22 protein-coding genes and 2 pseudogenes are annotated in these 23,921 nt (G+C 37.0%); 21 read left to right on the forward strand and 3 right to left on the reverse strand.

Features of this window, described 5'->3' with window-relative positions; genetic code table 11:
* The first annotated feature begins 16 nt into the window (after positions 1 to 16).
* The 16 genes and pseudogenes from ACFX5U_RS01865 (at position 17) to ACFX5U_RS01940 (ending at position 15,801) form a co-directional block, all read left to right on the forward strand.
* Positions 17 to 2,317 (forward strand): TAT-variant-translocated molybdopterin oxidoreductase, encoded by a 2,301-nt coding sequence (locus ACFX5U_RS01865; RefSeq protein ID WP_400262357.1) that lies wholly within the window; start codon positions 17 to 19, stop codon positions 2,315 to 2,317.
* Positions 2,277 to 3,023 (forward strand): 4Fe-4S dicluster domain-containing protein, encoded by a 747-nt coding sequence (locus tag ACFX5U_RS01870; protein ID WP_400262358.1) that lies wholly within the window; start codon positions 2,277 to 2,279, stop codon positions 3,021 to 3,023. Before ACFX5U_RS01865 ends, ACFX5U_RS01870 begins: the two co-directional genes overlap by 41 nt.
* A gap of 29 nt (positions 3,024 to 3,052) precedes the next feature.
* Positions 3,053 to 4,529 (forward strand): annotated as a pseudogene (gene nrfD, locus ACFX5U_RS01875) (NrfD/PsrC family molybdoenzyme membrane anchor subunit).
* A gap of 5 nt (positions 4,530 to 4,534) precedes the next feature.
* Positions 4,535 to 5,071: a DUF3341 domain-containing protein gene (locus tag ACFX5U_RS01880; RefSeq protein ID WP_280570867.1), complete on the forward strand. Its 537-nt coding sequence runs from the start codon at positions 4,535 to 4,537 to the stop codon at positions 5,069 to 5,071.
* Complete coding sequence (locus ACFX5U_RS01885; protein WP_400262359.1) at positions 5,064 to 5,693, forward strand: c-type cytochrome; 630 nt, start codon at positions 5,064 to 5,066, stop codon at positions 5,691 to 5,693. Before ACFX5U_RS01880 ends, ACFX5U_RS01885 begins: the two co-directional genes overlap by 8 nt.
* Before the next feature lie 19 nt (positions 5,694 to 5,712).
* Positions 5,713 to 6,949, forward strand: a pseudogene (locus tag ACFX5U_RS01890) (quinol:cytochrome C oxidoreductase).
* A 42-nt stretch (positions 6,950 to 6,991) separates the two neighbouring features.
* Positions 6,992 to 8,326, forward strand: a complete 1,335-nt coding sequence (locus ACFX5U_RS01895) for a cytochrome c oxidase subunit II (RefSeq protein WP_400262360.1) — start codon at positions 6,992 to 6,994, stop codon at positions 8,324 to 8,326.
* A gap of 28 nt (positions 8,327 to 8,354) precedes the next feature.
* Positions 8,355 to 10,217 carry a cbb3-type cytochrome c oxidase subunit I gene (locus ACFX5U_RS01900; protein WP_400262361.1) on the forward strand — a complete coding sequence of 621 codons (1,863 nt, stop codon included), beginning with the start codon at positions 8,355 to 8,357 and terminating at the stop codon, positions 10,215 to 10,217.
* 78 nt (positions 10,218 to 10,295) lie between these two features.
* A complete protein-coding gene (locus ACFX5U_RS01905; RefSeq protein WP_038695809.1) occupies positions 10,296 to 11,339 on the forward strand; it encodes a heme A synthase in 1,044 nt (347 codons plus the stop codon).
* Between the two features lie 72 nt (positions 11,340 to 11,411).
* Entirely contained in the window at positions 11,412 to 12,320 is a 909-nt protein-coding gene (cyoE, locus tag ACFX5U_RS01910; RefSeq protein ID WP_038695811.1) for a heme o synthase, read from the forward strand.
* Positions 12,320 to 12,907, forward strand: coding sequence for a cytochrome c oxidase subunit 3 (locus ACFX5U_RS01915; RefSeq protein ID WP_038695813.1), 588 nt, complete (start codon positions 12,320 to 12,322; stop codon positions 12,905 to 12,907). The genes cyoE and ACFX5U_RS01915 overlap by 1 nt, the downstream gene beginning before the upstream one ends.
* Positions 12,908 to 12,916: 9 nt before the next feature.
* On the forward strand, positions 12,917 to 13,651 hold the full coding sequence (locus ACFX5U_RS01920) for a cytochrome c oxidase subunit 3 (protein WP_038695815.1): 735 nt from the start codon (positions 12,917 to 12,919) through the stop codon (positions 13,649 to 13,651).
* A gap of 27 nt (positions 13,652 to 13,678) precedes the next feature.
* Positions 13,679 to 14,053: a cytochrome C oxidase subunit IV family protein gene (locus tag ACFX5U_RS01925; protein ID WP_038695817.1), complete on the forward strand. Its 375-nt coding sequence runs from the start codon at positions 13,679 to 13,681 to the stop codon at positions 14,051 to 14,053.
* A 5-nt stretch (positions 14,054 to 14,058) separates the two neighbouring features.
* The gene (locus ACFX5U_RS01930) at positions 14,059 to 14,787 is read left to right on the forward strand and encodes an SCO family protein (RefSeq protein WP_400262362.1); all 729 of its coding nucleotides are present in this window, start codon (positions 14,059 to 14,061) and stop codon (positions 14,785 to 14,787) included.
* Between the two features lies 1 nt (position 14,788).
* Positions 14,789 to 15,328, forward strand: a complete 540-nt coding sequence (locus ACFX5U_RS01935; RefSeq protein ID WP_400262363.1) for a DUF420 domain-containing protein — start codon at positions 14,789 to 14,791, stop codon at positions 15,326 to 15,328.
* Between the two features lie 17 nt (positions 15,329 to 15,345).
* Positions 15,346 to 15,801 (forward strand): ABC transporter ATPase, encoded by a 456-nt coding sequence (locus tag ACFX5U_RS01940; protein WP_400262364.1) that lies wholly within the window; start codon positions 15,346 to 15,348, stop codon positions 15,799 to 15,801.
* A gap of 70 nt (positions 15,802 to 15,871) precedes the next feature.
* Here the strand turns inward: ACFX5U_RS01940 and mtgA are convergent, their stop codons facing one another.
* The gene (gene mtgA / locus ACFX5U_RS01945; protein ID WP_280570849.1) at positions 15,872 to 16,600 is read right to left on the reverse strand and encodes a monofunctional biosynthetic peptidoglycan transglycosylase; all 729 of its coding nucleotides are present in this window, start codon (positions 16,598 to 16,600) and stop codon (positions 15,872 to 15,874) included.
* A gap of 254 nt (positions 16,601 to 16,854) precedes the next feature.
* Between mtgA and mutS the strand changes: the two genes are divergently transcribed.
* Complete coding sequence (gene mutS, locus ACFX5U_RS01950; protein ID WP_400262365.1) at positions 16,855 to 19,464, forward strand: DNA mismatch repair protein MutS; 2,610 nt, start codon at positions 16,855 to 16,857, stop codon at positions 19,462 to 19,464.
* Here the strand turns inward: mutS and ACFX5U_RS01955 are convergent.
* Positions 19,461 to 20,645 (reverse strand): hypothetical protein, encoded by a 1,185-nt coding sequence (locus ACFX5U_RS01955; RefSeq protein WP_400262366.1) that lies wholly within the window; start codon positions 20,643 to 20,645, stop codon positions 19,461 to 19,463. The genes mutS and ACFX5U_RS01955 overlap by 4 nt on opposite strands.
* 96 nt (positions 20,646 to 20,741) lie before the next feature.
* On the opposite strand from ACFX5U_RS01955, the gene ACFX5U_RS01960 reads away from it, so the two are divergent.
* From ACFX5U_RS01960 to ACFX5U_RS01970, 3 genes are read left to right on the forward strand one after another with little or no spacing between them, the layout of a single operon-like run.
* Positions 20,742 to 20,927, forward strand: coding sequence for a hypothetical protein (locus tag ACFX5U_RS01960; RefSeq protein ID WP_400262367.1), 186 nt, complete (start codon positions 20,742 to 20,744; stop codon positions 20,925 to 20,927).
* Entirely contained in the window at positions 20,869 to 21,450 is a 582-nt protein-coding gene (locus ACFX5U_RS01965) for a methyltransferase (protein WP_400262368.1), read from the forward strand. The genes ACFX5U_RS01960 and ACFX5U_RS01965 overlap by 59 nt, the downstream gene beginning before the upstream one ends.
* Before the next feature lies 1 nt (position 21,451).
* Entirely contained in the window at positions 21,452 to 21,946 is a 495-nt protein-coding gene (locus ACFX5U_RS01970; protein WP_400262369.1) for a metallophosphoesterase family protein, read from the forward strand.
* 1,033 nt (positions 21,947 to 22,979) lie between these two features.
* Here the strand turns inward: ACFX5U_RS01970 and ACFX5U_RS01975 are convergent.
* Positions 22,980 to 23,315, reverse strand: coding sequence for a MerR family transcriptional regulator (locus ACFX5U_RS01975; protein ID WP_038695836.1), 336 nt, complete (start codon positions 23,313 to 23,315; stop codon positions 22,980 to 22,982).
* 231 nt (positions 23,316 to 23,546) lie between these two features.
* On the opposite strand from ACFX5U_RS01975, the gene ACFX5U_RS01980 reads away from it, so the two are divergent.
* Complete coding sequence (locus tag ACFX5U_RS01980; RefSeq protein ID WP_280570839.1) at positions 23,547 to 23,888, forward strand: hypothetical protein; 342 nt, start codon at positions 23,547 to 23,549, stop codon at positions 23,886 to 23,888.
* Positions 23,889 to 23,921: the final 33 nt, after the last annotated feature.

A 23,921-nucleotide genomic window follows, 5' to 3' on the forward strand; every position in this document is an offset into this window, starting at 1 on the left:
CTTATATACAGCTTAAATGGATAGCAATAAAAAATATTGGAAAGGTTTGGAAGAATTGAAACAAACACCTGCTTTTGTTCAAAAGAGTAAGGGTGAGTTTGCCGAATCTATTCCTGTAGAAGATGTTTTAAATGAAGCAGGGTTGAGTACAAAAACTCCACGCCGTGACTTCTTAAAAGCATTAGGTTTTGGTGTTGGGGCTGTTACTTTAGCAGCTTGTAATAGCACTCCTGTGCATAAAGCAGTTCCTTATTTAATAAAACCAGAGGAGATTACTCCTGGTATTCCTAACTTTTATACTTCGACATTCAATGGTCAAAGTATTTTAGTAAGAACACGTGAAGGTCGTCCTATTAACGTAGAGGCTAACCCGAATGCCATTGGTTTAAATCAAGGTACGGATTCAGGAACTGCAGCATCAGTTTTAGATTTATATGATGAGTCTAAATTAAAAACAGCTCAATTAAAAGGGCAAGATGTTGAATGGTCTAAATTAGATAGTACTGTTGTTGCTGCTTTAAATGCAGCTTCAAGTGCTGGTAAACAAATTACTATTGTTGCTAGTACTGTAAATAGTCCTACTACATTGGCTGCTATCGCAAAATTAACAGCGAAGTACCCAACGACTAATTTGGTACAAGTAGATGCTGTTTCTTACAGCGCTATTATTGAAGCGAACAAAAACACTTTTGGAAAAGCAGTCGTTCCTTCTTACAATTTTGATAAAGCAAATGTTGTTGTTTCTGTAGCTGCTGATTTCTTAGGAACTTGGTTAGCTGGCGAAGAACACACGCAGCAATATGTTAAAAATCGTGATCACAAATCATTGAAAAATGGTAAAATGTCACGTCATATTCAATTTGAATCTGGTCTAAGTATGACGGGTTCTAATGCGGATGTGCGTATCGCAATTAAACCTTCGGAAGAAGTTGCTGTTTTAATTTCATTGTATAATGAAATTACAGGTTCATCTTTAGCAGGTGGTATTGCTACTAAAAGAGCACAAACGGCAGTTACTTTAGCTGCTAAAGAATTATTAAGTAATAAAGGTGCTGCAGTTGTAGTTGCTGGTTCGAATGATGTTAACATTCAAACCTTAGCAAATGCGATCAACAGTGCATTGGCTTCATACGGGTCGACAATTGATTTAGATAATTATTCTAAACAACATCAAGGTTCTGATGCTGCTTTTACACAATTCTTAACAAGTGCTCAAGCAGGTCAAGTAGGTGTTGCTTTATTCTTGAACAGTAACCCTGTTTATGATTATTTCAAAGCTGAAGAAGTTAAAGCTGCGTTAAAGAAAGTTGATTTTACATTATCTTTCTCACAACGTGCTGATGAGACTGCTTCTGAATTGACGGCGATTGCTCCAACAAGTACGTTCTTGGAATCATGGGGTGATGCTTCTCCAAAAGAAGGATTATTCTCTATCGTTCAACCGACAATCAATCCTGTATTCAACACACGTCAAGCAGATCAATCTTTATTGGTATGGGCGGGTGATACGACAGATATCTATACTTTCGTTAAGGATCTTTGGACTTCAACTATTTTAGCTGGAAGTGCTAAAAACTGGAATGCAGTATTACAGACTGGTTTTGAATATAAAGGTGCTAAAACAGCTTCTTCTTATTCTTTCTCTGGTAATGTAGAGGCTGCTGCTAGTGCAGCTCTTGCTGCCGCTAAAACTGTAGTTGGTGATTTCGAGTTGAAATTATATGAGCCAAGTGCTATTCGTGATGGTAAATTTGCAAATAATGCCTATTTACAAGAGGTGCCAGATCCAGTTTCTAAGGTAACTTGGGACAATTATGCTGCTATCAACCCGAAAGACGCTGAAAAATTAGGTTTAGCTGAAGATTCAACGGTAACAGTTGAAGCTAATGGTTACAAAGTTGAGCTGCCAGTTGTGCAACAACCAGGTCAAGCTTTGGGTACAGTTTCAGTAGCCATTGGTTACGGACGTACTAAAGTGGGTAAAGCTGGTAACAATGTTGGTCAGAATGCTTATCCTTTTGCGAGCTTGGTAAATGGTACAATTCAATTTGTAGCAAAAGCAACTATTGCTAAATCAACTCGTATCTATCAATTAGCACAAACGCAAACACACCATACCATCGAAGGTCGTAACATCATTCGTGAGACTACTTTCGCTAAATATTTAAAAGATCCTAACTCAGAGTCAGGTCGCTTTACAGATAAACACAAAACTTATGATTTGTGGAATAAGTATGAGCAACCAGGTCACAAATGGGTCATGGCAATCGATTTGAATGCTTGTACAGGTTGTGGTTTCTTGTATTGTTGCTTGTAACGTAGAAAATAACATTCCTGTTGTAGGTCGTGATGAGGTTCGCCGTCGTCGTGAAATGCACTGGTTACGTATTGATCGTTACTATACAATCGAGGAAGATGGTAAAGAGTATACAAAAGAGGATGATATCAAACAGTTGAGCGATTTCGAAAATGTAACTGTTGTTCACCAACCGATGTTGTGTCAACATTGTGCGCATGCACCATGTGAGACAGTTTGTCCAGTATTAGCTACTGTACACTCATCAGAAGGGTTGAACCACATGGCTTACAACAGATGTTTCGGAACACGTTACTGTGCGAATAACTGTCCATATAAAGTACGTCGTTTTAACTGGTTTAATTACTGGAATGATTCGCGTTTTGACAACTACTTGAACAATGAGTTTACACAATTGGTGTTGAATCCAGATGTAACAACACGTTCACGTGGGGTTATGGAGAAATGTTCGATGTGTATCCAACGTATCCAAGCTGGTAAGTTACATGCGAAAATGGAAAATCGTAAAGTAAAAGACGGTGATATCCAAATGGCATGTCAACAAGCATGTTCAGCGAATGCAATTATCTTTGGTGATGCTAATGATCCAGAATCAGAAGTATCTAAAGCATTGCGCAATGAGCGTGTTTATTACGTACTTGAGGAAATCAATGTACAGCCGGGTATCGGTTATATGACAAAAGTTAGAAACACTTTTGAGGCGTAATCTTGTTCATTATTTGAAATAAAAATACTATGTCATCGCATAACGAATCAATATTAAGAGAACCATTAATGACCGGTAAGGACATCACGTATGCTAAAATTACGGATGATATCTTACTACCGGTTGAGAATAAACCGAATAAAGCATGGTGGATTGGCTTCACTATAGCCGTATTAGGTGCTTTATTATGGGTAGTCAGCGTTAGTTATACCTTTTGGACAGGTATCGGCGCTTGGGGTCTGAATAAAACTGTAGGCTGGGCTTGGGATATCACCGACTTTGTATGGTGGGTAGGTATCGGTCACGCAGGTACGTTAATTTCGGCCGTATTATTAATTTTCCGTCAAAACTGGCGTAACTCCATTAACCGTTCAGCAGAGGCAATGACGATCTTTGCCGTTATCTGTGCTGCAACGTATGTTGTTGCTCACATGGGACGACCTTGGTTAGCATACTGGATTTTCCCATTGCCAAACCAATTCGGATCTTTATGGGTTAACTTCAACTCACCTTTAGTATGGGATGCATTTGCAATTTCTACGTACTTCACGGTATCATTGGTATTCTGGTACTGTGGATTGTTACCTGATATTGCTACTATTCGTGACCGTGCTACAGGTCTAAGACAAAAAATCTATTCTGTCATGTCATTTGGTTGGAACGGATCTGTGAAGACTTGGCAACGTTTCGAAATTGTCTGTTTAATCTTAGCAGGTATTTCAACTCCATTGGTACTTTCGGTACACACGATCGTATCTTTTGACTTTGCAACTTCTGTTATCCCAGGATGGCATACAACAATCTTCCCTCCATATTTCGTTGCAGGTGCGATCTTCTCAGGTTTTGCGATGGTGCAGACCTTATTGTTGATCTTACGTAAAGTGATGAATTTTGAGAACTACATCACGATGTTCCACATTGAATCCATGAATAAAATTATCATGGTAACAGGTTTCTATCGTAGGTATCGCATACTTAACGGAGTTATTCATCGCGATGTACTCGCAATCAGAGTACGAGATGTATGCTTTCGAAAACCGTATGTTTGGTCCATATGCTTGGGCTTACTGGACGATGATGACTTGTAACGTAGTTTCACCACAACTATTCTGGTTTAAGAAAATTCGTACAAGTATTCCAATTTCATGGATATTATCTATTGTAGTAAATATTGGTATGTGGTTTGAGCGTTTCGTAATTATCGTGACTTCTTTACACCGCGATTACTTACCATCATCTTGGGCTATGTTTTACCCTACTTGGACAGACGTTGGTATTTTCGTTGGATCTATCGGTCTATTCTTTACGATGTTCTTATTGTTCTTACGTTTCTTACCAGGTATCGCGATTGCGGAAGTTAAATTGTTGTTGAAAAGCTCAAGTTTACAACACAAAACGAAATTGGTTAAAGAAGGTGCTTTCCCTGCAGAGCAAGTGGAACACTTTAGAAATTCTTTAGGCAAATATGATTCGGTAACAGAACAGGAAATTAAAGAGTTAAAATAATAGCAATGGGCAATACAAAATATATAATAGGTAGTTTTGCTGATCCGGATGATATGATGCATGGGATCGACAAATTGCAGAAAAATAATGTAAGCATTTATGATTGCTTTACTCCAATGCCAATTCACGGTATTGAAGCTAAATTGGGCGTTAAACCTTCGCGTTTGCCTATTGCAGCATTTTGCTTTGGAGTGTTAGGAACAACATTGGGCTTTAGTTTATTGTATTATACAATGGTACACGATTGGCCAATGAATATCGGTGGTAAACCATCGTTTGCTATTCCGAACTTTGTTCCAGTAACATTTGAGGTGACTATTTTAGTCTGTGCTTTAGGTATGGTTGCGACATTCTTTTATCGCAATCACTTATTCCCAGGTCGTACACCTCGAGTAATGGATTTAAGAGCTACAGATGATCGTTTCATCATCGCTATTGATGCTCGTGAAAACACAGACCATGCGTTGATCGATTCTATATTGAAAGAAACGGGTGCTGTAGAAGTTAAGTACAATGATAGAAAATATGTTAGTTATGAATAAGAAGAATTTACTCGTTACAGTATGTGCAGCTCTGTCGTTGACAGCAGTCGTTTCTTCTTGTGGTGACAAGACAACTCGTAGTACAGGTTGGGAATTCTCTCGTAACATGTATGATCCAATTGCGTATAACCCGGATCAACCAAACGAGAATTTCAAAAATAAGCAAACTGCTCAAACGCCACCTCAAGGAACAGATCCTATTGGTTTTATCCGTTTTGAGTATGCGAATACTTTAGAAGATTACGAACGTGCAGGACGTGAGGTTAGCAATCCTTTGGAATACACAGCACTTAATTTGGAAAAAGGGCAAGCTTTGTTTGCAACTTACTGTGCTGTTTGTCACGGTCCAGAAGGTAAAGGTGATGGCAATATTACAAAGGATCGTAGTATTACCGATTCAAAAGGAACTCGTAAGTTAGAAAACTTCCCTAATCCACCGTCATATCATAAAACGGATGGTGCAAACTCTTCAAGAGGTGGTTTGATGGCTGATTTGACAGCTGGTAAAATTTACCATACGATTTATTACGGTCACAACTCTATGGGATCGCATGCATCGCAGATGTCTCCTGAAGAACGTTGGGAAGTAGTTATGTACGTTCATGAATTACAAAAGAAATAATCTAACATCAGATAAATAAATGGGAACTCACAATCATCATCACGATTATAATTTCAACGAGCGATACGAGTTTGCTGGTAAAGCAAAGATATACAGTATTATCGCAATCGTTGTTGGTATAGCTGCAGTAGCCTACGGAATGCTTATGGGCGATCATATTCTAGTAGAGCGTACTTATGCTAACTTATTATTGATGGGTTATTATTTTACATGCGTATGTGCTGCGGGAGCGTTTTTCGTAGCGTTACAATATGTAACTCAATCTGCTTGGTCAGCAGGTATCGTTCGTATACCTCAGGCAATGGCAGCTATTTTGCCTATTGCTTCAATCATATTATTAGTGATTGTTGTGTTAGGATTAAGCACTCACAATCTATACCACCATTGGTATGCAGAGGGTCTTACAGATCCAAATAGTCCGAATTACGATAGTATCATTGCTGGTAAGTCTTGGTATTTGAATTTTTCAGGATTTTTAACACGTCAAGTAATTTTCATGGGAGCGTACAGTATTTTTGCTGTTATCCTTGCTAAATTGTCTTACAAAGAAGATTTAGACGGTGGTTTAAACTCTTATAAAAAGAGCTTTAAATTATCAGCTTTATTTTTAGTAATTTTTGGTTTCACAACTCCAATTTGGTCATTCGATACGATCATGTCATTGGAAGCACACTGGTTCTCTACGATGTTTGGTTGGTACAACTTTGCTGCCATGTGGGTTAGTGCTTTATGTGTAATCACGGTTATCTTAGTCGTATTGAAAAAAGCAGGTTATATGAATTGGGTAAATGAGAATCATTTACATGATTTAGGTAACTTAATCTTTGGTTTCTCTATCTTCTGGACTTATGTTTGGTTTGCACAATTTATCCTTATTTGGTATGCAAATATGCCTGAGGAGACTGTGTATTTCTACAAACGTTGGGAGCCGGAATATAAACCATGGTTCTGGTTAAGCCTTATCATCAATTTCTTAGCTCCTTTATTGCTATTAGTAGATCGTCATGCAAAACGTAGACAGAAACTGGATGTTATTCGTTGCTATCTTGTTATTAGCGGGTCACTGGTTAGATTACTATATTATGATCATGCCAGGTACAGTTGAGGAGAATCGTGGATTTGGTGTTGTAGAAATTGGTACAGCACTTGGTTTTGTAGGTTTGTTTACATTCTTGGTAATGAATAAATTGAGTAAGCAAGGTTTGGTAGCGAAAAATCATCCTTTCTTGGATGAGAGTTTGCATCACCAAATATAGTTTCGCTTTTAAAGGGATATTACGTAAAATCGTTATAAAGAAATGAGCTTTAAATTAAATAATAGATTCAAATCCATCTTGGGTTTTGTACTTGCAGTCGGATTGTTTTTCGCAGTCCCTTCTTTCGCAAGTCAAGATACTGTAGTGGTAGATACGACTAAAGCTACGGAAGCTGTTGCAGTTAATGCAACAGCTGATGGAGCAAATGTTGTTGATTCAGCGGCTACTGCAAAAGCAGAAGTAGCGGTTTCAGCAGGTGCGTCTACGACAAAAGTTGACGCTGCAGCTGCAGCAGAAGTTAAATCGATAGACCCTCAGGTTTATAAAAACTTCGTTTATTATGTTTTACTATTCTTGGTTATCTGTACAGTTGTTGCTGTTATAGGTAAAGTTATCTCTATTTATGAGTTGACGAACAAGATGAATAGAAAATATAATCCTTTAGCATCAAATAATGTTCAAGCTAGTTTGTTATTCATCTTCCTATTTGTTTTCTTAGGTGGAGTTTACTATTCCTTCCATGTACATGGTGGTATGGCTTGGAGAGATGCTGCTACTGAACATGGTGCTAAGATTGACACGATGTTTATCATTACGACGGTCATTACAACGTTCGTATTGGTGGTTACACACATTTTATTGTTGACGTTCACGTTTATCTATAGAATGCGTAAAGATCATAAAGCATATTATTTGCCACATAATAATACATTGGAGAAAATCTGGACGATTATTCCAGCTGTTGTATTAACGGTATTGGTTTTATTTGGTTTCTTTACTTGGAGATCAATTACAAATGTACCTGAAGATTTACAAAAATCAGCTATCCAAGTTGAGGTATTAGCAGAGCAATTTGCTTGGAATATCCGTTATGCTGGATCTGATGGTGAAATCGGAAAACGTAACTACAAATTAACAACTCCAACGAATGGTTATGGTATCGATTTCAAGGATAAAAGATCTTGGGATGATATCAAATCTGACGACATTGTATTACCTGTTAATAAATCAGTTCGTTTTCATATCCTTTCTAAAGACATTATTCACTCGTTCTATATTCCTGATTTCCGTGTTCAAATCAACGCAGTACCAGGTATGACGAATTACTTCCAGTTTACACCAACGGTGACTACTGAAGAAATGCGTGAGCGTATGGATGATCCTAAGTACGATTTTATTATGTTATGTAATAAAGTATGTGGTCAAGGTCACTATGCTATGGGTAAAAAGGTTATAATTGTTTCTGAAGCTGAATACAAGGAATGGTTAGCAACTCAAAGTAAATATTTTACTGAGGATTTACAGAAAGAGTTTGCTGATAATTCAACAACTCAGGAAGTAAATAATAGTGTAAACGTTACTGCTTCATTAAATTAATTAGAATAATTGAATTTTAAAAACGAATATGTCAAGTACAGTTATTTCTCATAGCGCTGAGCATCACGATTCGCACGGACATCATCAAGAGTCATTCATCTCGAAGTATATCTTCAGTGGTGACCACAAGATGATTGCCAAGCAATTTTTGATCACGGGTATTTTCATGGCGGTATTTGCCATGATCTTATCGATCTTATTCCGTATCCAACTTGCTTGGCCGGATAAAGAATTTCCAATTTTAGAAGTATTCTTAGGTAAATGGGCTGATGGTGGTCGTATCAATCCTGAATTTTTTCTCTCATTGGTTACCATTCACGGTACCATCATGGTATTCTTCGTATTAACAGCGGGGTTATCGGGTACTTTTAGTAATTTACTGATTCCTTATCAAATTGGTGCGCGCGATATGGCGTCTCCACTAATGAATATGTTGTCATATTGGATGTTCTTTGTAGCATCTGTTATTATGATTGCTTCTTTCTTTGTTGAAAGTGGACCTGCATCAGCTGGTTGGACAATTTATCCACCGTTATCTGCTGTTCCCAAGGCCATTGCTGGTTCTGGTACTGGTATGACATTATGGTTGATCAGTATGGTTTTATTTGTGGCATCACAAATTATTGGTGGTATCAATTACGTGAGTACAATTTTGAACATGCGTACTAAAGGGATGGATTTATGGAAAATGCCATTAACAATTTGGGCATTCTTCTTAACTGCTATTGTAGGTATGTTATCTTTCCCAGTTTTAGTTGCAGCTGTTGTTCTATTAATCTTTGACCGTTCATTTGGTACTTCATTTTATTTATCAGATTTAGTTATTGCTGGTCAGATTTTACCGAATGAAGGTGGTTCACCACTATTGTTCCAACACTTATTCTGGTTCTTAGGTCACCCAGAAGTATATATCGTTGTTATGCCTGCATTGGGTCTTACTTCGGAAGTTATTTCAACAAACTCTCGTAAACCAATCTTTGGTTACCACGCGATGGTTTACTCGTTAATTGGTATTACTGTTTTATCATTTATCGTATGGGGTCACCACATGTTTGTGACGGGTATGAATCCTTTCTTAGGAGGGGTATTTATGATCACAACATTGATTATTGCGGTTCCTTCAGCTGTTAAGGCTTTTAACTATATGGCTACATTATGGAGAGGTAACATTCGTTTCACTCCAGCGATGATGTTTGCTATTGGTTTGGTATCCTTCTTTATCTCAGGTGGTCTTACAGGATTGTTCGTAGGTAATGCGGCATTAGATATCAACTTACACGATACTTACTTTGTTGTTGCCCACTTTCACTTGGTAATGGGATCTGCTTCAATTTTTGGTATGTTATGTGGTGTATACCACTGGTTCCCAAAAATGTTTGGTCGTATGATGAACACGAAGTTGGGTTACTTACACTTCTGGATGACTTTCATCGGAGCGTACTTGGTATTCTTCCCAATGCACTTTATGGGTATTGATGGTGTTCCTCGTCGTTACTATGCATTCACTGAATTTACTTTCATGGAGAAATGGGTATCCGTTAACATATTGATTACTTGGGCTGCGATCATCGCTGGTTTTGGTCAAGTAGCTTTCTTGTTTAACTTTTTCTACTCTATCTTCTTTGGTGAGCGTGCTCCTCAGAATCCATGGAACTCCAATACATTGGAGTGGACTACTCCAGTTGAGCACATTCATGGTAACTGGCCAGGAGAAATCCCGACTGTATACCGTTGGCCTTATGATTACAGTAAGCCAGGTCATGATGCGGATTTTATCCCTCAGACTGTTCCTTTCTCTGAAACTATGAGTTCGAATTTCATTCATGATTTCGAAGGCAACGAAGAGGCAGAGCGTATCCAAGCAGAATGGGATGCTCAAAATAAAAAATAAATAATTGATGATGTTTAGTGTATGTCGCACAGCGTGACTTACACTAAACATTATTCATAACATAAAAGGGTTAAAGATATGTTTCCAGCTGCTGAAAAGCGTTTTATTCGATCTAATTTCATTACTATTATTGTTTTGTTTTTAGTTATTGTAGCTGGAGGGGTCGTACGCAGTACGGGGTCTGGCATGGGTTGCCCTGATTGGCCTAAGTGTTTTAATCAGGTTATTCCTCCCACAGATGTATCGCAGTTGCCTGTGGGTTATGAAGAACATTATATTACGGGTAGAGCAAATAAGAATGAGCGGTTTGCCAAAATGATTGAATTCTTTGGTTACCGTGAATTGGCCACTAAAATTCGTCATGACAAGACTATTCTTGAGCATGAGGAGTTTAACGTAGCGAAGACTTGGACGGAGTATGCCAATCGTCTGGTTGGTGTGATAGCAGGTTTTTGTTTATTGTTTACGGCCATTTATTCCTTTACCTATATTAAATCTAAGCGATCGATCTTTATTTGGTCTGTAGTTAATGTTTTTGTTGTTGTTGTTCAAGCATGGTTAGGTTCTATAGTTGTTTCAACTAATTTAACACCTTGGGTAATTACGGTACATATGCTTTTAGCTTTAGTTATTGTTGCTATCGCCATATATACCTATTTTAAAGCAACAACTTGGCGCGATAAATCAATTTTAGTTAATCGCGATTCAAGTGGATTAAAAATACTTGCTTTCATCTCACTTTTGTTGATGTTGGTGCAAGTTGTCTTCGGAACGGAAGTGCGTGAAATTGTTGATATGTTGACAGCTTCAGGTATGCCAAGAGAAGACTTTATACAAAATATCGGCCAACATTTTGAAATTCATCGTTGGCTAGCATATAGTTCTTTGATTTTAGTAATTGTATTGTTCTTTTTAGTGCGTACTAAATTTAGTGGAAGTACAGATCAAGCGAGGTTTGTTACTATACTCTTTATTTTAGTCGGTATTCAAATGTTGTCAGGTATTGTTTTGGCAAAGTTTGCAGTTCCGGCATTCGCACAGACAACTCACTTAGTGGTTGGTTGCCTTTTATTTGGCACTCAATATTACTTGATGTTGTTACTAGGAAAATCGCAACGTTAATTGAATGAATGAAATGGATGTACAATGTGATATTGATTTGTACACGAAATTAAAAAGAGGACATTTGTCGCTATGAAAGAGTTTATTTCTGATTTCAAGAAATTAGTTAAGTTAAGACTGACATTAACGGTTGTTTTCTCGGCGTCTATCTCTTTTTTGATTGGTGCTAAGCAACTAGGTGGAGATTTGTTGTGGGTGAATTGGTTGTTATTAACAGTAGGAGGTTTCCTAGTGACTGGTGCAGCTAATGGATTCAATGAAATCATTGAAAAGGATTTGGACAAATTAATGACTCGTACCGCTGATCGTCCGTTACCTTCGGGTAGAATGACAACAGGTCAGGCTTTGATCCTAAGTTTAATTATGGGGATCTTGGGTACTTTAGTTTTAGTGCGTTTAAATTTCGTTGCAGGCCTGTTATCGGTTTTTTCTATATTGTTATATGCTTTTGTGTATACACCATTAAAAAGAAAATCACCAATCGCTGTATTTGTTGGGGCTTTCCCTGGGGCATTGCCTCCGCTAATCGGATATTTCGCGGCTTTTAGTCAAGACGATTTAGCGATGTACAGCCAAACGAATGAGAGTGCTATCATTATGATTCCATTTATCTTATTTGGAATTCAGTTTCTATGGCAGTTTCCTCATTTTTGGTCTTTGGCCTGGGTGATTGATGATGATTATAAACAAGCTGGTTTTAGGTTGTTACCGACCACTAAGCGTGATAAGATTTCTGCTTTTATGGTTTTCTTTTCGGCTTTAATTATGATACCTGCGGGTTTTCTACCCATGTATTACGGTTTCGCTGGTTGGATCTTTACCGCTGTTTCAGTAATTGGAGGTGTGTTCTTTGCTTATTATGGGTTTTTGCTCTTTAAGAATCAGGATATTGCTTCAGCTAGAAAAGTGATGTTTACATCGTTTTTCTACCTTCCTATTACGCAACTGGTCTTATTATTTGACTTTTTACCTTTGAAATAATGTTAAATCAAGGAGAACAACAAACTGACGAGAAGTTAGTAACGCGTAGGGCTCAAAAATTTGCGCTATGGTTAGGTATGCTGGGTATGTTTATGATATTTGCCGCACTATCAAGTGGTTTTATTGTTTATACGGCCAGTGGTGTGGATAAAGGTATCAAAACATTGTTACCCCATACGTTTATCTATAGTACAATTGCTATTGTATTGAGCAGTATCAGTATGCACTTGGCTTATAAAGCTGCGCAAGCAGGTCAATTAGCTAGACAGAAGGCACTATTATTTGTGACTTTGTTATTGGGTGTTATATTTTTTGTGTTTCAAGTTGATTCTTGGGAAATATTGACAGAGCGTGGCGTTTATTTTGTGAATAATAACGCGTCGCAATCTTTTGTTTATATTTTTACAGGGATGCACTTAGCACATATAATTGCGGGTTTGATCGTATTGATTGTTGCCTTAGTAGGTGTGTTTAAGCCACTTCCTGCTGATAGCAATCAATTCCGCATGAATTTAGCCACTATATTTTGGCATTTTCTCGATCTTTTATGGATTTATATATATGTTTTCTTACTTTTGAATCAATAATAGTAAACAATGAGTACAACTGTATCACAATTGGATAAGGTAAAAACTGGTCCATGGAATGGTGGAAAATCACCTTGGAATTTGGAATACGGAAAAATCATGATGTGGTTTTTCTTGGTAGGAGATGCTTTTACATTTTCTTCGTTTTTGCTTTATTACGGAGCGCAACGTTTTGCACACAGTACATGGCCTGATCCTGATAAGATTTTCCAATCGATTCCGGGTATTGCTGAAAGCGGACAGCCTTTAGTTTTCGTAGGTATCATGACCTTTATTTTGATCATGTCATCTGTAACGATGGTAATGGCTGTAGAAGCAGGACATAGAAATTCGAAACAAGAAGTTGTTAAATGGATGTTATGGACAATTCTAGGAGGTATTTGTTTCGTAGGATGTCAAGCTATTGAGTGGACTCACTTACACCATGCTGGTTTTTGGTTTGGAAGAAACCCGGCAACAGGTTTAGAGGGTGAAGCTATTAAAGAAGCTTTACAGCCATATTTTACGAGTGATATTTCCTATACGTCTGCACTTCAATTTGCGAATCTATTCTTTACAATTACTGGTTTCCACGGATTCCACGTTAGTATCGGTATTTTATTAAATATTATTGTATTGTTCATGACCATGAATAACACATTCCAGAATCGTGGTTCATATTTAATGATTGAAAAAGTAGGTTTATACTGGCACTTTGTGGATTTAGTTTGGGTGTTTGTATTTACATTCTTCTATTTAGTATAATTATAAGTTTTTAATTTTAGAAAAGCTATGTCACAACATCAAGATAATATTGCCGCTCACGATGAGCATGCACACGGAATGGATAAGAAAGGTATCTGGAGAATTTTCTTCGTACTTTTAGCTTTAACGGCTTTAGAATTCTTAATCGCATTGGGATTTGTTCATCACTGGCAAATTTTAACAAAGGGTGCTTTTGTTAATACGATTTATATCGTGTTGACATTAGTAAAAGCATACTATATTGTTGCTTACTTTATGCACTTAAAATTTGAGAAATCTAGTTTTATAATTACCGTAAGTATTGTATTTCTTTTTATTATTTACTTTATCATTTTACTACTTACTGAAGGTAATTTCTTATTGACAGATTTGGTACCTCACGAAGTGTGGGAAAATAAATAATGTAAATGAGTAAAAATACTGGTAAAAAGAAAGGTATTCAAACTATCATGATCCTGGCAATAATATTATTATTGCCAGGATTTTTGTATGTAGTATTGAATAGAAATGGGATGGCAAATTCGTATGCCACACTGCCTATTTTTGGTGAGAAGGAAGTTCCTGGTACTACTCATAAAAAATGGGGTCGAGAGCGTATGGATACCATCTATCATGAGGTTCCCAACATCTCCTTTGTAAATTACGATGGTCAGCCTATACAGCTGTTTGATCAAGATAGTGCTATTTCTGTTGTGCATCTGTTTTATTCTCGAGATAAATCATTTTCAACTTCATTGATCAATAACTTGAATAAGGTTTCGGGTGATTTTAGACATAACGGAATGGTTAAATTTTATTCTGTTACTGTGGATACCACCTATGATAGTCCAGAAGTAATAAAAAATTACATTCAGAATATAGATCCTTCGGGGAAAAGATGGTATTTTGTGACCAAGCCGTCATCGGATATTTTCAAATTCGCACAGCAGGGTTTATTGCAAGATGCTTTAGCAAGTGACGATGTTAATAAACCATTTGTTATCGGTTCTTCCTATGTTTTGATAGATTCAAAAAGAAGAATTCGTGGATTTTACGATATCACGATGAAAAAGGAGGTTGAGCGTTTGAGTGATGAAATTAAATTATTGGTTGTGGAAGAAATAAGAAATCATCCACCAAAGATTGAAAATAAATAAAATGGGACAGACTGCAGAAGAGAAAAAATATAACAAGTGGATCATCGTTTTGTCGGTTGTTATTCCACTTGTCGTTGCTGCGTTATTTGGCGTTAACTTAAGGAAACTAGGTTATGATGTTGAGCCTTTGAGTTTTTTACCTCCGATATATGCAACGATCAATGGTCTTACAGCTGTTTTATTGATTGCTGCTGTTATGGCTATAAAAAATGGTAATAGAATTTTACATGAGCGACTTATTAAATTATGCGTTTGTTGTTCTGTTGCTTTTTTAGGAATGTATGTGGCTTATCACATGACTTCTAATTCAACATCATATGGTGGTGAAGGCATATTACGTCCAATTTATTATTTTATCTTAATCACGCATATTATTTTGTCGGTCATCATTATTCCTTTTGTATTGATTACTTATGTAAGAGGTATGGCAGGATCTTATGAAAGGCATAAAAAAATAGCACGTATAACCTATCCAATGTGGTTGTATGTTGCCATAACGGGCGTTATTGTTTATTTGATGATTTCACCTTATTATGTTTAATAATTAAATTAAAAGGTATGACAAGTGCATGGGTATATCAATCGAATCGTTTCTTTACTGATGAAGAAGCTTTATTGATTCAAAATAGATTAACTGATTTTGCAGCGGGTTGGAAAGTTCATGGAGAGCCATTATCTGCCCAAGCGGAAGTTAAGTTTAATTTGTTCGTGGTACTTTCGGTTGACGAACATATTGCGGCGGCTTCTGGCTGTTCGATCGATAGCTCCGTTCGTTTTCTAAAAGTTTTGGAGGAGGAATTTAATATTCAACTTTTTGATCGTATGAATGTTGCTTTTAAAACTGCTGGTGAACTTCAAGTCGCTTCAAGGAGTGAATTTGAAGGCCTGGTAAAAGGTGGCGCTATCCATGACGATGCGTTGGTATATGATAATACCATTACATCGCTTGCTGCTCTTGCAGAAAAATGGGAAGTTCCTTTTGTCGAAAGCTGGCACAAACGTGTATTTGGTTAAATAAAAAAGCGATGATAGTGAATCATCGCTTTTTTTATTGCTATACTATTTTGCGCAGCGGGCTTTATCGCTATTCGGGTATTTGATAATGATTGAGATACCTAACAATGGCATTTGCCCTACGATTGACGTATACAGAGGGGTTACGTGCATCCCATTGCCTTGGATTGGGTAATATGGCGATGATCAATGCTGCTTGCTTTTTCGATAGGGAAGAAGCCGATTTCTTGAAATAGTATTGCGATGCTGCTTCTGCACCATATACACCTTGTCCCATCTCAATGACATTGAGATATACCTCCAAGATTCTTTTCTTACTCCAGAATATCTCTATCAATCCTGTAAAGTAGGTTTCCAATCCTTTTCTTAACCAAGATCGTTTGGGCCAAAGGAATACATTCTTTGCTACTTGTTGACTAATGGTGCTGCCACCACGTAGTTTTTTGCCATCTTTATTTTTTTCTATTGCTTTTTGAATCGCATCTGTATCAAATCCCCAGTGGGTCAAGAAATGCGCATCTTCTCCAGCTATTGCTGCTCGCTTTAAATTATCAGATAGCTCGTCGTAATTTCGCCAGTCTTTATCTAATTTAAATCCTTTATCTGCTGCTTTTAATTCAAAACCACGCTGTATCATTAACCAAGTGATAGGTGGGTTGATAAATTTAAGAGCAATGACCCAGAATAGCGTGACGGCGAAGAAACCTCCTATAATTCGTATTGACCAGGTTTTGATTTTTTTCTTCCAACTTGCTTGACCCTTTTTTTTCTTAACGTTGTTCGTTCTTTTTATTGCCATATCTTTTGAAAAACTATGCAAAGGAACGAAATATTTTCTCAATGGTAAGCGTGTGATTTTAGGATTGTCTTATTGCATTTGAAGATGGGTTTGTATATGCGAAAGAATCGGCCGCATAACCGATGTCATGCCTTATACTGGTGTGCCGTCAAATTACTTAAATTGGATTTAGTTTTTCATATTATCCTTGTTCATTTGTCTAATCAGGTAGATTATGTTATTTTTACAGCTTATTATCAATAAACGAAATCCAATTGGCAAAGGCAGAAAAAAAGGTAACTCCATTAATGCAGCAGTATAATGCAATCAAGGTGAAATATCCAGGAGCGTTATTGTTGTTCCGTGTAGGTGATTTTTATGAGACATTTGGTGAAGATGCCATAAAGGCGGCCAGTATTTTAGGAATTGTACAAACGAAGAGGGGGAATGGTACCGAATCCGAAACTGCTTTGGCAGGTTTCCCGCATCATTCTTTGGAGACTTATTTACCCAAATTGGTTCGTGCTGGACAACGGGTGGCAATTTGCGACCAATTGGAAGATCCAAAACAAACGAAAACAATCGTGAAACGTGGGGTTACTGAATTGGTTACCCCAGGTGTGTCGTATAATGATAATATCGTACAGCAGAAATCTAATAATTATTTAGCTTCTATTTATTTTGATAAGACTCAGATTGGGATTTCTTTTTTAGATATCTCGACAGGTGAGTTTCTTGTTGCTCAAGGCACCTCTTCTTATATTGATAAGCTTCTACAGGGATTTAAACCGACAGAAGTAATCATGTCCAGAAAACAATCAAAAGAATTTACGGAACATTTCGGTAACCAGTATTATACCTATACTTTGGATGAGTGGCCATATACAGGTGACTACGCGACAGAAAATCTATTAAAACATTTCGAAGTTAATTCGATGAAAGGTTTTGGTATTGATCGTATGCCTGTAGGTGTTATTGCTGCAGGTGTTGCGTTGCATTATTTGAATGAGACCGAGCATCGCAATTTGCAACATATCTCAAATATTGCTCGTATCGAAGAAGATCGCCATATGTGGTTGGATCGTTTTACAGTACGTAACTTGGAATTGATTGGTTCTGCTAATGAGAATGCAACTACGTTATCTGATGTATTAGATCAAACAGCTTCACCAATGGGAGCTCGTTTACTGAAACGATGGATCGTAATGCCTTTGAAAGATCGTAAATCTATTCAAGAACGCTTGGATGTTGTCGCCTATTTTTCGGAACATAAAGAATTGCGTGATGCATTGATTCAAGAAATCAAATATGTTGGGGATTTGGAACGTTTAATCTCCAAAATCGGTCTACAGAAAGCTTCTCCTCGGGAGATTGTGCAATTGAAGCGCGCATTATATGCCGTTGAGAAACTCAAAGAATTAACCAATCAGGAAAATTCTGAAGCCCTTCGGGTGATTGCCGAACAATTGAATGTCTGCTTTATCATTCGTGATAAAATCGAAAGAGAGGTTTTTCCAGAACCTCCAGTAGCACTGAATAAAGGTAATGTGATTGCTGATGGAGTGGATGAAGATTTGGATCGTCTACGAAAAATTGCTTTCGGGGGTAAGGATTACCTCATTGAGATACAAAAAAGAGAGGCTGAATTAACGGGTATTCCTTCGCTTAAGATTGCTTTTAATAATGTCTTTGGTTACTATCTGGAAGTGACCAATACGCACCGCGATAAAGTACCTGAGGGCTGGATTCGTAAACAAACGTTGGTGAATGCAGAGCGTTATATTACGGAAGAGTTAAAAGAGTATGAAGATCAGATTTTAGGAGCTGAAGAAAAAATCCAAGTTATTGAGAATCGTCTCTATGCGGAGTTGCTGATTGCTATCGCTGCTTATATAAAACCGATACAATTGAATGCACAGTTGCTAGCGAAGTTAGATGTGTTGTTGAATTTCTCGGTTATCGCAGAGAAAAATTATTATGTTCAGCCTGAGATTTCTGAAAGTAAGGTTTTGGATATAAAAGGTGGTCGTCATCCGGTTATTGAAAGAAAAATGGCTATTGGTGAGGATTATATTACCAATGATGTTTATTTGGATAACGATACACAGCAGATTATCATTATAACAGGTCCGAATATGGCGGGTAAGTCTGCGCTCTTACGTCAGACTGCTTTGATTGTTTTGATGGCTCAAATAGGCTCTTTTGTGCCTGTAAAGGAAGCTAAGATTGGTCTTGTTGATAAGATTTTCACTCGGGTAGGGGCTTCCGATAATCTGTCTTCAGGTGAATCGACTTTTATGGTTGAGATGAATGAGACGGCAAGTATTATGAATAACCTTTCGGATCGTAGTTTAATCTTGTTGGATGAGATCGGTCGTGGTACGAGTACTTATGATGGTATTTCCATTGCTTGGGCTATTGCAGAGTTCTTACATAATCACCCTACTGCTAAGGCAAAAACTTTATTTGCCACGCATTATCATGAGTTGAACGAATTGACAAATTCGATGCCCCGTATCAAGAATTATAATGTGACGGTAAAGGAGATGAACAATAAGGTTATATTCTTACGTAAATTAGTTCCGGGTGGGTCAGAGCATAGCTTTGGTATTCATGTTGCAAAATTGGCAGGTATGCCCTCTAAGCTACTTTCACGTGCCAATGAAATATTGAAAAGATTGGAACAGGAGCGAACTGGGGGAGAGCAGATCAAGGATAGTATGCGGAAAATTCAAAAACAAGCATATCAATTGCAGATGTTTTCTATTGATGACCCTGTTTTGGAAAAAATTCGTGATATGTTGAATAATTTGGATGTCAATACGTTGACTCCTGTTGAGGCACTGATGAAGCTGGATGAAATCCAAAGGTTATTGAAGAACTAGAAGCGGAAAAATAGTTCGAGGCTTCCGTAGTGATTATAAATAGCACTCATGAGCTTACTATCCCACTGGTATGGGGTATAATGATAACCTGCCTCGAGCCCGATGTAATTTTTTCCTTTTAGTTGACGCATGGTGGCTAAACTCAGGCCAAGGTGCATGGTATTGACTGTATATAATTTTTTTGAGCTTCCGCCGTAGTTATAATCGCCATATCCATCGTAATAATCGTCTGTATAAACATCTTCTGAGATTCCTGTATCAATCATATCTATTCCTAGATTGAGTTTCGGAATAATAATGAATTTGGTATTATCATAGATTTTATAGCCTACTGAGCCTCCGAAAAATAAACTAAAGTTAGCGTTAACGGATTCTGTTTGATTGTCATAATTGTAGTCGAAATTTCGGTCATTGCTATTAATTCGGACTTTAAAACCACCTTCGAAAATAAAGGATTTTTCCAAGGAACTCATGACCGTAAATCCAAGGGACATATTGGTTCCAAATGTGGTGTTTTTACCGCCTAGTGGTCCATATATCCCAATATAGGGTAGGAAACCCAATTTCGACTTATTGTAGTACTCTTCCAATTCTAATTCCGTTTCTGCTTGTTGCTCTTCTTGTATTACAGGTTCTTCTTTAATTAGGGGTGGGGCTATGCTTTCAACAACCTGTTTTTTTAATAACTCTTCATTAGAAAAGAGGTTGAGGATATCAATTTCTGAATCGGACAGCTTATAAGATTGGGATAGCAACAAGGCTTTTGCACGAGTCTTAATTAAAAGATCGATCGGATGACGTAATGGAAAATAATTGTATTGCACTTTATTGGATTCATATTGATAAGCATAATCCTCTCGTTCAGCATCTTGAAAACGCTTTATCAATTGCTCATCAAAGTGCATTTCTAAATATTTATTGATAGCATGAGAACTGCTTTCTTTCGCTATGATCAACTTTAATATCTGGATACGCAGCGATAATTCGGTTGGTCCACAGCTGCGCTCGATATCTGCTAATAATGGCATGAGTGTTTCATATTGATTTCCATTTAATGCGATTGTCAAGGGTTCTAACGAGTTCTTCAGCGTGGCTTCACATTTTTCTTGTGCAAAAGAAGAAGGTACGATATAGACGAATGAAATAATGCTGCATAACGTAAGTAGTAGATAACGATTCATATGGTGTGTTATTAATAAACCAAAGTAAAGAAAATTTATCTAAATATTATGGTAAGCTCATAAGCTAGCATTATTAAAAGATTTATCTTTGTGGTCATGGCTTCTATATTTCAGTTTAAAAAGTTTGCAGTAGATCAGTCGGATTGTGCGATGAAAATTAATACAGACGGTGTTTTATTGGCTTCATTGGTCGATGTTGGTTCTTCCGCACGTATATTGGACATTGGTACAGGAAACCGGGGTCATTGCTTTGATGTTGGCACAGCGGTGTTTAGAAAGTGAGATCGCTGCTGTGGAAGTGGATTTGCTTGCAGCAAAGCGTGCTGAAATGAATTTTAATAGTTCTCCATATGCCGAACGCATGAAGCTACACGCTTGTTCTTTTCAAAATTTAGATGACATTGGCTTATTCGATTTCATCATTTCCAACCCACCTTTCTATACCGATTCTTTGCATAATCCGGATGCTCGAAAAAAATTGGCTCGACATACTAATTTGGAGTTTTTTAACGAATTGTTGCAGTTTTCGGCTGCTTCTCTCCAGCAACAGGGTAGATTGGCGTTGATCTTGCCTACTTTATTAGCGGAAGAGTTGGGGGTAATAGCACAATCTTTTGGTTTGAATCTTTTAGAGGTTATCCAGATTCGTTCTTTTGAAGGAGAGGATATCATTCGTAAGATTGTTATTTTTCAACAGGGTTTTGGTGGCGACGTTGCCATTTCTGATTTTATTATTTATCAAGCAAAGGGTGTCTATTCGGATATGTATAGAGCCACTTTGAAGCCTTATTTTTTAGCTTTTTAATATGACTAGGATTGGATTGATATCAGATACACATGCTTATTTGGATGAAGCTGTATTTAAACATTTTGAGCATTGTGATGAAATTTGGCATATTGGTGATTTCGGTAATGCTGCTGTTGCTGATCAGTTGGAAGGGTTTAAACCTTTGCGGGGAGTGTATGGTAATATTGATGACCATCAGTTGCGTCTTCGTTTTCCTGAAGACTTGCGATTCACTTGCGAGGGGGTGGATGTATGGTTGATCCACATTGGAGGTTATCCTGGTAAATATGCACCTAGGATAAAGAAGGAGATCACGGAGCATCCACCACAACTATTTATAACAGGCCATTCGCATATATTAAAAGTGATGTATGATCAAAAGTTGAAATGTCTACATCTGAACCCAGGTGCAGCAGGAAAACAAGGTTGGCATACGGTAAGAACATTGATGCGATTTGAGATTAATGGAAGTAAAATCGAGCATCTAGAGGTTATTGAACTCGCAGGCCGATAAGTAGTATATACATCGGTGGATTATATTTCATTTTTTGAAGACTGATATCCTTAACTTATCCAATAAATTGAAAATATCGCTATAAAGCACCGCTTTCTCTAGCCACTTCTTTGGTTTTGGTAGTCACTTCGTTTGGATAAGTGTTCTCTTGTTTTTAAATAGGAAATACTTATCCACAAGATGTAGACAGTTGTGGGCAATATGTGCTAGTTGTTTCGGATAAGGATACACTTCTTTGAATGTTGTGTGTACTCTTTGACAATGAGTGAACACTTGTTGTGAACAACTAGTCTCTTTTTATCAAAAGTGAATGCTAGTTTATAAGAGTTATTCACTTGTTGTGAACAAGTGAACAGGAATTGTGAAAAAGTGTCCACTAGTTTTGAATATATGTTCATATCTTGTTAATAAGTCGTTTGTTCTTATGGATAAGGGAGTACTGCTTCTGAATAAGTGTTTACTTGTTGGAAAGAAGGTGCTCGTTCTTTAGAGAATCTATCCACATCTTGTGAATAAGTGGCACCTCTTGTGAATAAGTGTTCACATGTTCTCCAGTTTGGTTCACTTTTTTTTAAAAAATGTTCACTACTTTTAAACAAGTGAACAGTGAAAGCCAACAAGTGATTAGTTTTTGGAGGGGGTATTTCACTTTTTCTCCTTTTTATCGTCCCATATCGGCTTTACCATTGTAATTATTACTTTTAGCAGCGTTATGTTTGTTCCATGATGTTCGTCCGGAAGTGCCTTTCTCTAAACTAAATTTTTAATGGGGCTTAGGTGCTATGGTATTTTAAAAGGAAGGGAATTAAAAAAGTAATCTTGGACCATTCATTGATCCATAATGATAAAGTTGAATACTTTGAAGAACAAGATGATCTACAGCAAAAGTTTATGGATTGCGGCATTGAGTATGCTATTAGATTGTAGAAAACAAACCTGTTTTTTAAAAATATAAGTCAAAAATCAATAGGTTGAGTTGCTATTAATAGTTGCTATTAAAATTAAGTATATCTGTTGCTGGATCTATAAATAATTATAGGCTATCACGAACCTCTAATAGGAAGTTTTTTAATTTCTCTAATGAATCCAAAACGCGCTGATTTTCTTTAGCTTCTGATTTGTTAGTCCGAAGGTATTCTCGCGCACCTTGAAGGGTGTAACCTTTGTCTTTTACCAGATTGAAGATTATTTTTAAATTAGCAATATCATCTTGTGTGAACAGACGGTTTCCTTTTTTATTCTTTTTGGGTTGAATAATGTCAAATTCACGCTCATAAAAACGAATTTGGGAAGCATTGACATTGAACATTGCAGTCACTTCACCCATCGTATAATACAATTTATTAATTTCGCGCTCTTTGTAAGGCATACTAATTTGTTAATTTATATATAACAAACTTAGATAAATTTACTTAGATACGCAATTGTATTGTGTATCTAAGTGAAGTTATTCGTTATCATGTACTTAATACTGATGTATCTTGGCTATTTTTCTTCTGCTTTTGAGATGTGTATCGGGTATAGCAATATCCTGTTTGATTGATAGGAATAATTGGTTATCTTGATTCAACGTATTTAAAGATTAGATTTTAAAAATAATATGATTGTGATAAGCCGCTTCTGGACGAAAGTATTTTCATTGGGAAAAGCTGATGCGATCACTATCTATCCGTTTGTTTTTTTGAAGAGCAGGATTTTTAAGCATAATCTGCAGCTTATCAATCATGAAAGGATTCATATGAGACAGGCTACAGAGCTATTGATCGTGTTTTTCTATATCAGCTATCTACTCGAGTTTTTATTCCGATATGTACAATATCGGAATTTCCATCAGGCTTATTTGAATATATCGTATGAAAGAGAAGCTTATGCGAATGAAGCCAATTTTGATTATCTATCGCAACGAAAGTTTTGGGCCTTTAAGGATTATATCAAAAAATAAGAGCTCCATTTTGTGGAGCTCTTATTTTATTCT

The sequence above is a fragment of the Sphingobacterium sp. SG20118 genome (assembly GCF_044740685.1).
Classification (GTDB): Bacteria; Bacteroidota; Bacteroidia; order Sphingobacteriales; family Sphingobacteriaceae; genus Sphingobacterium.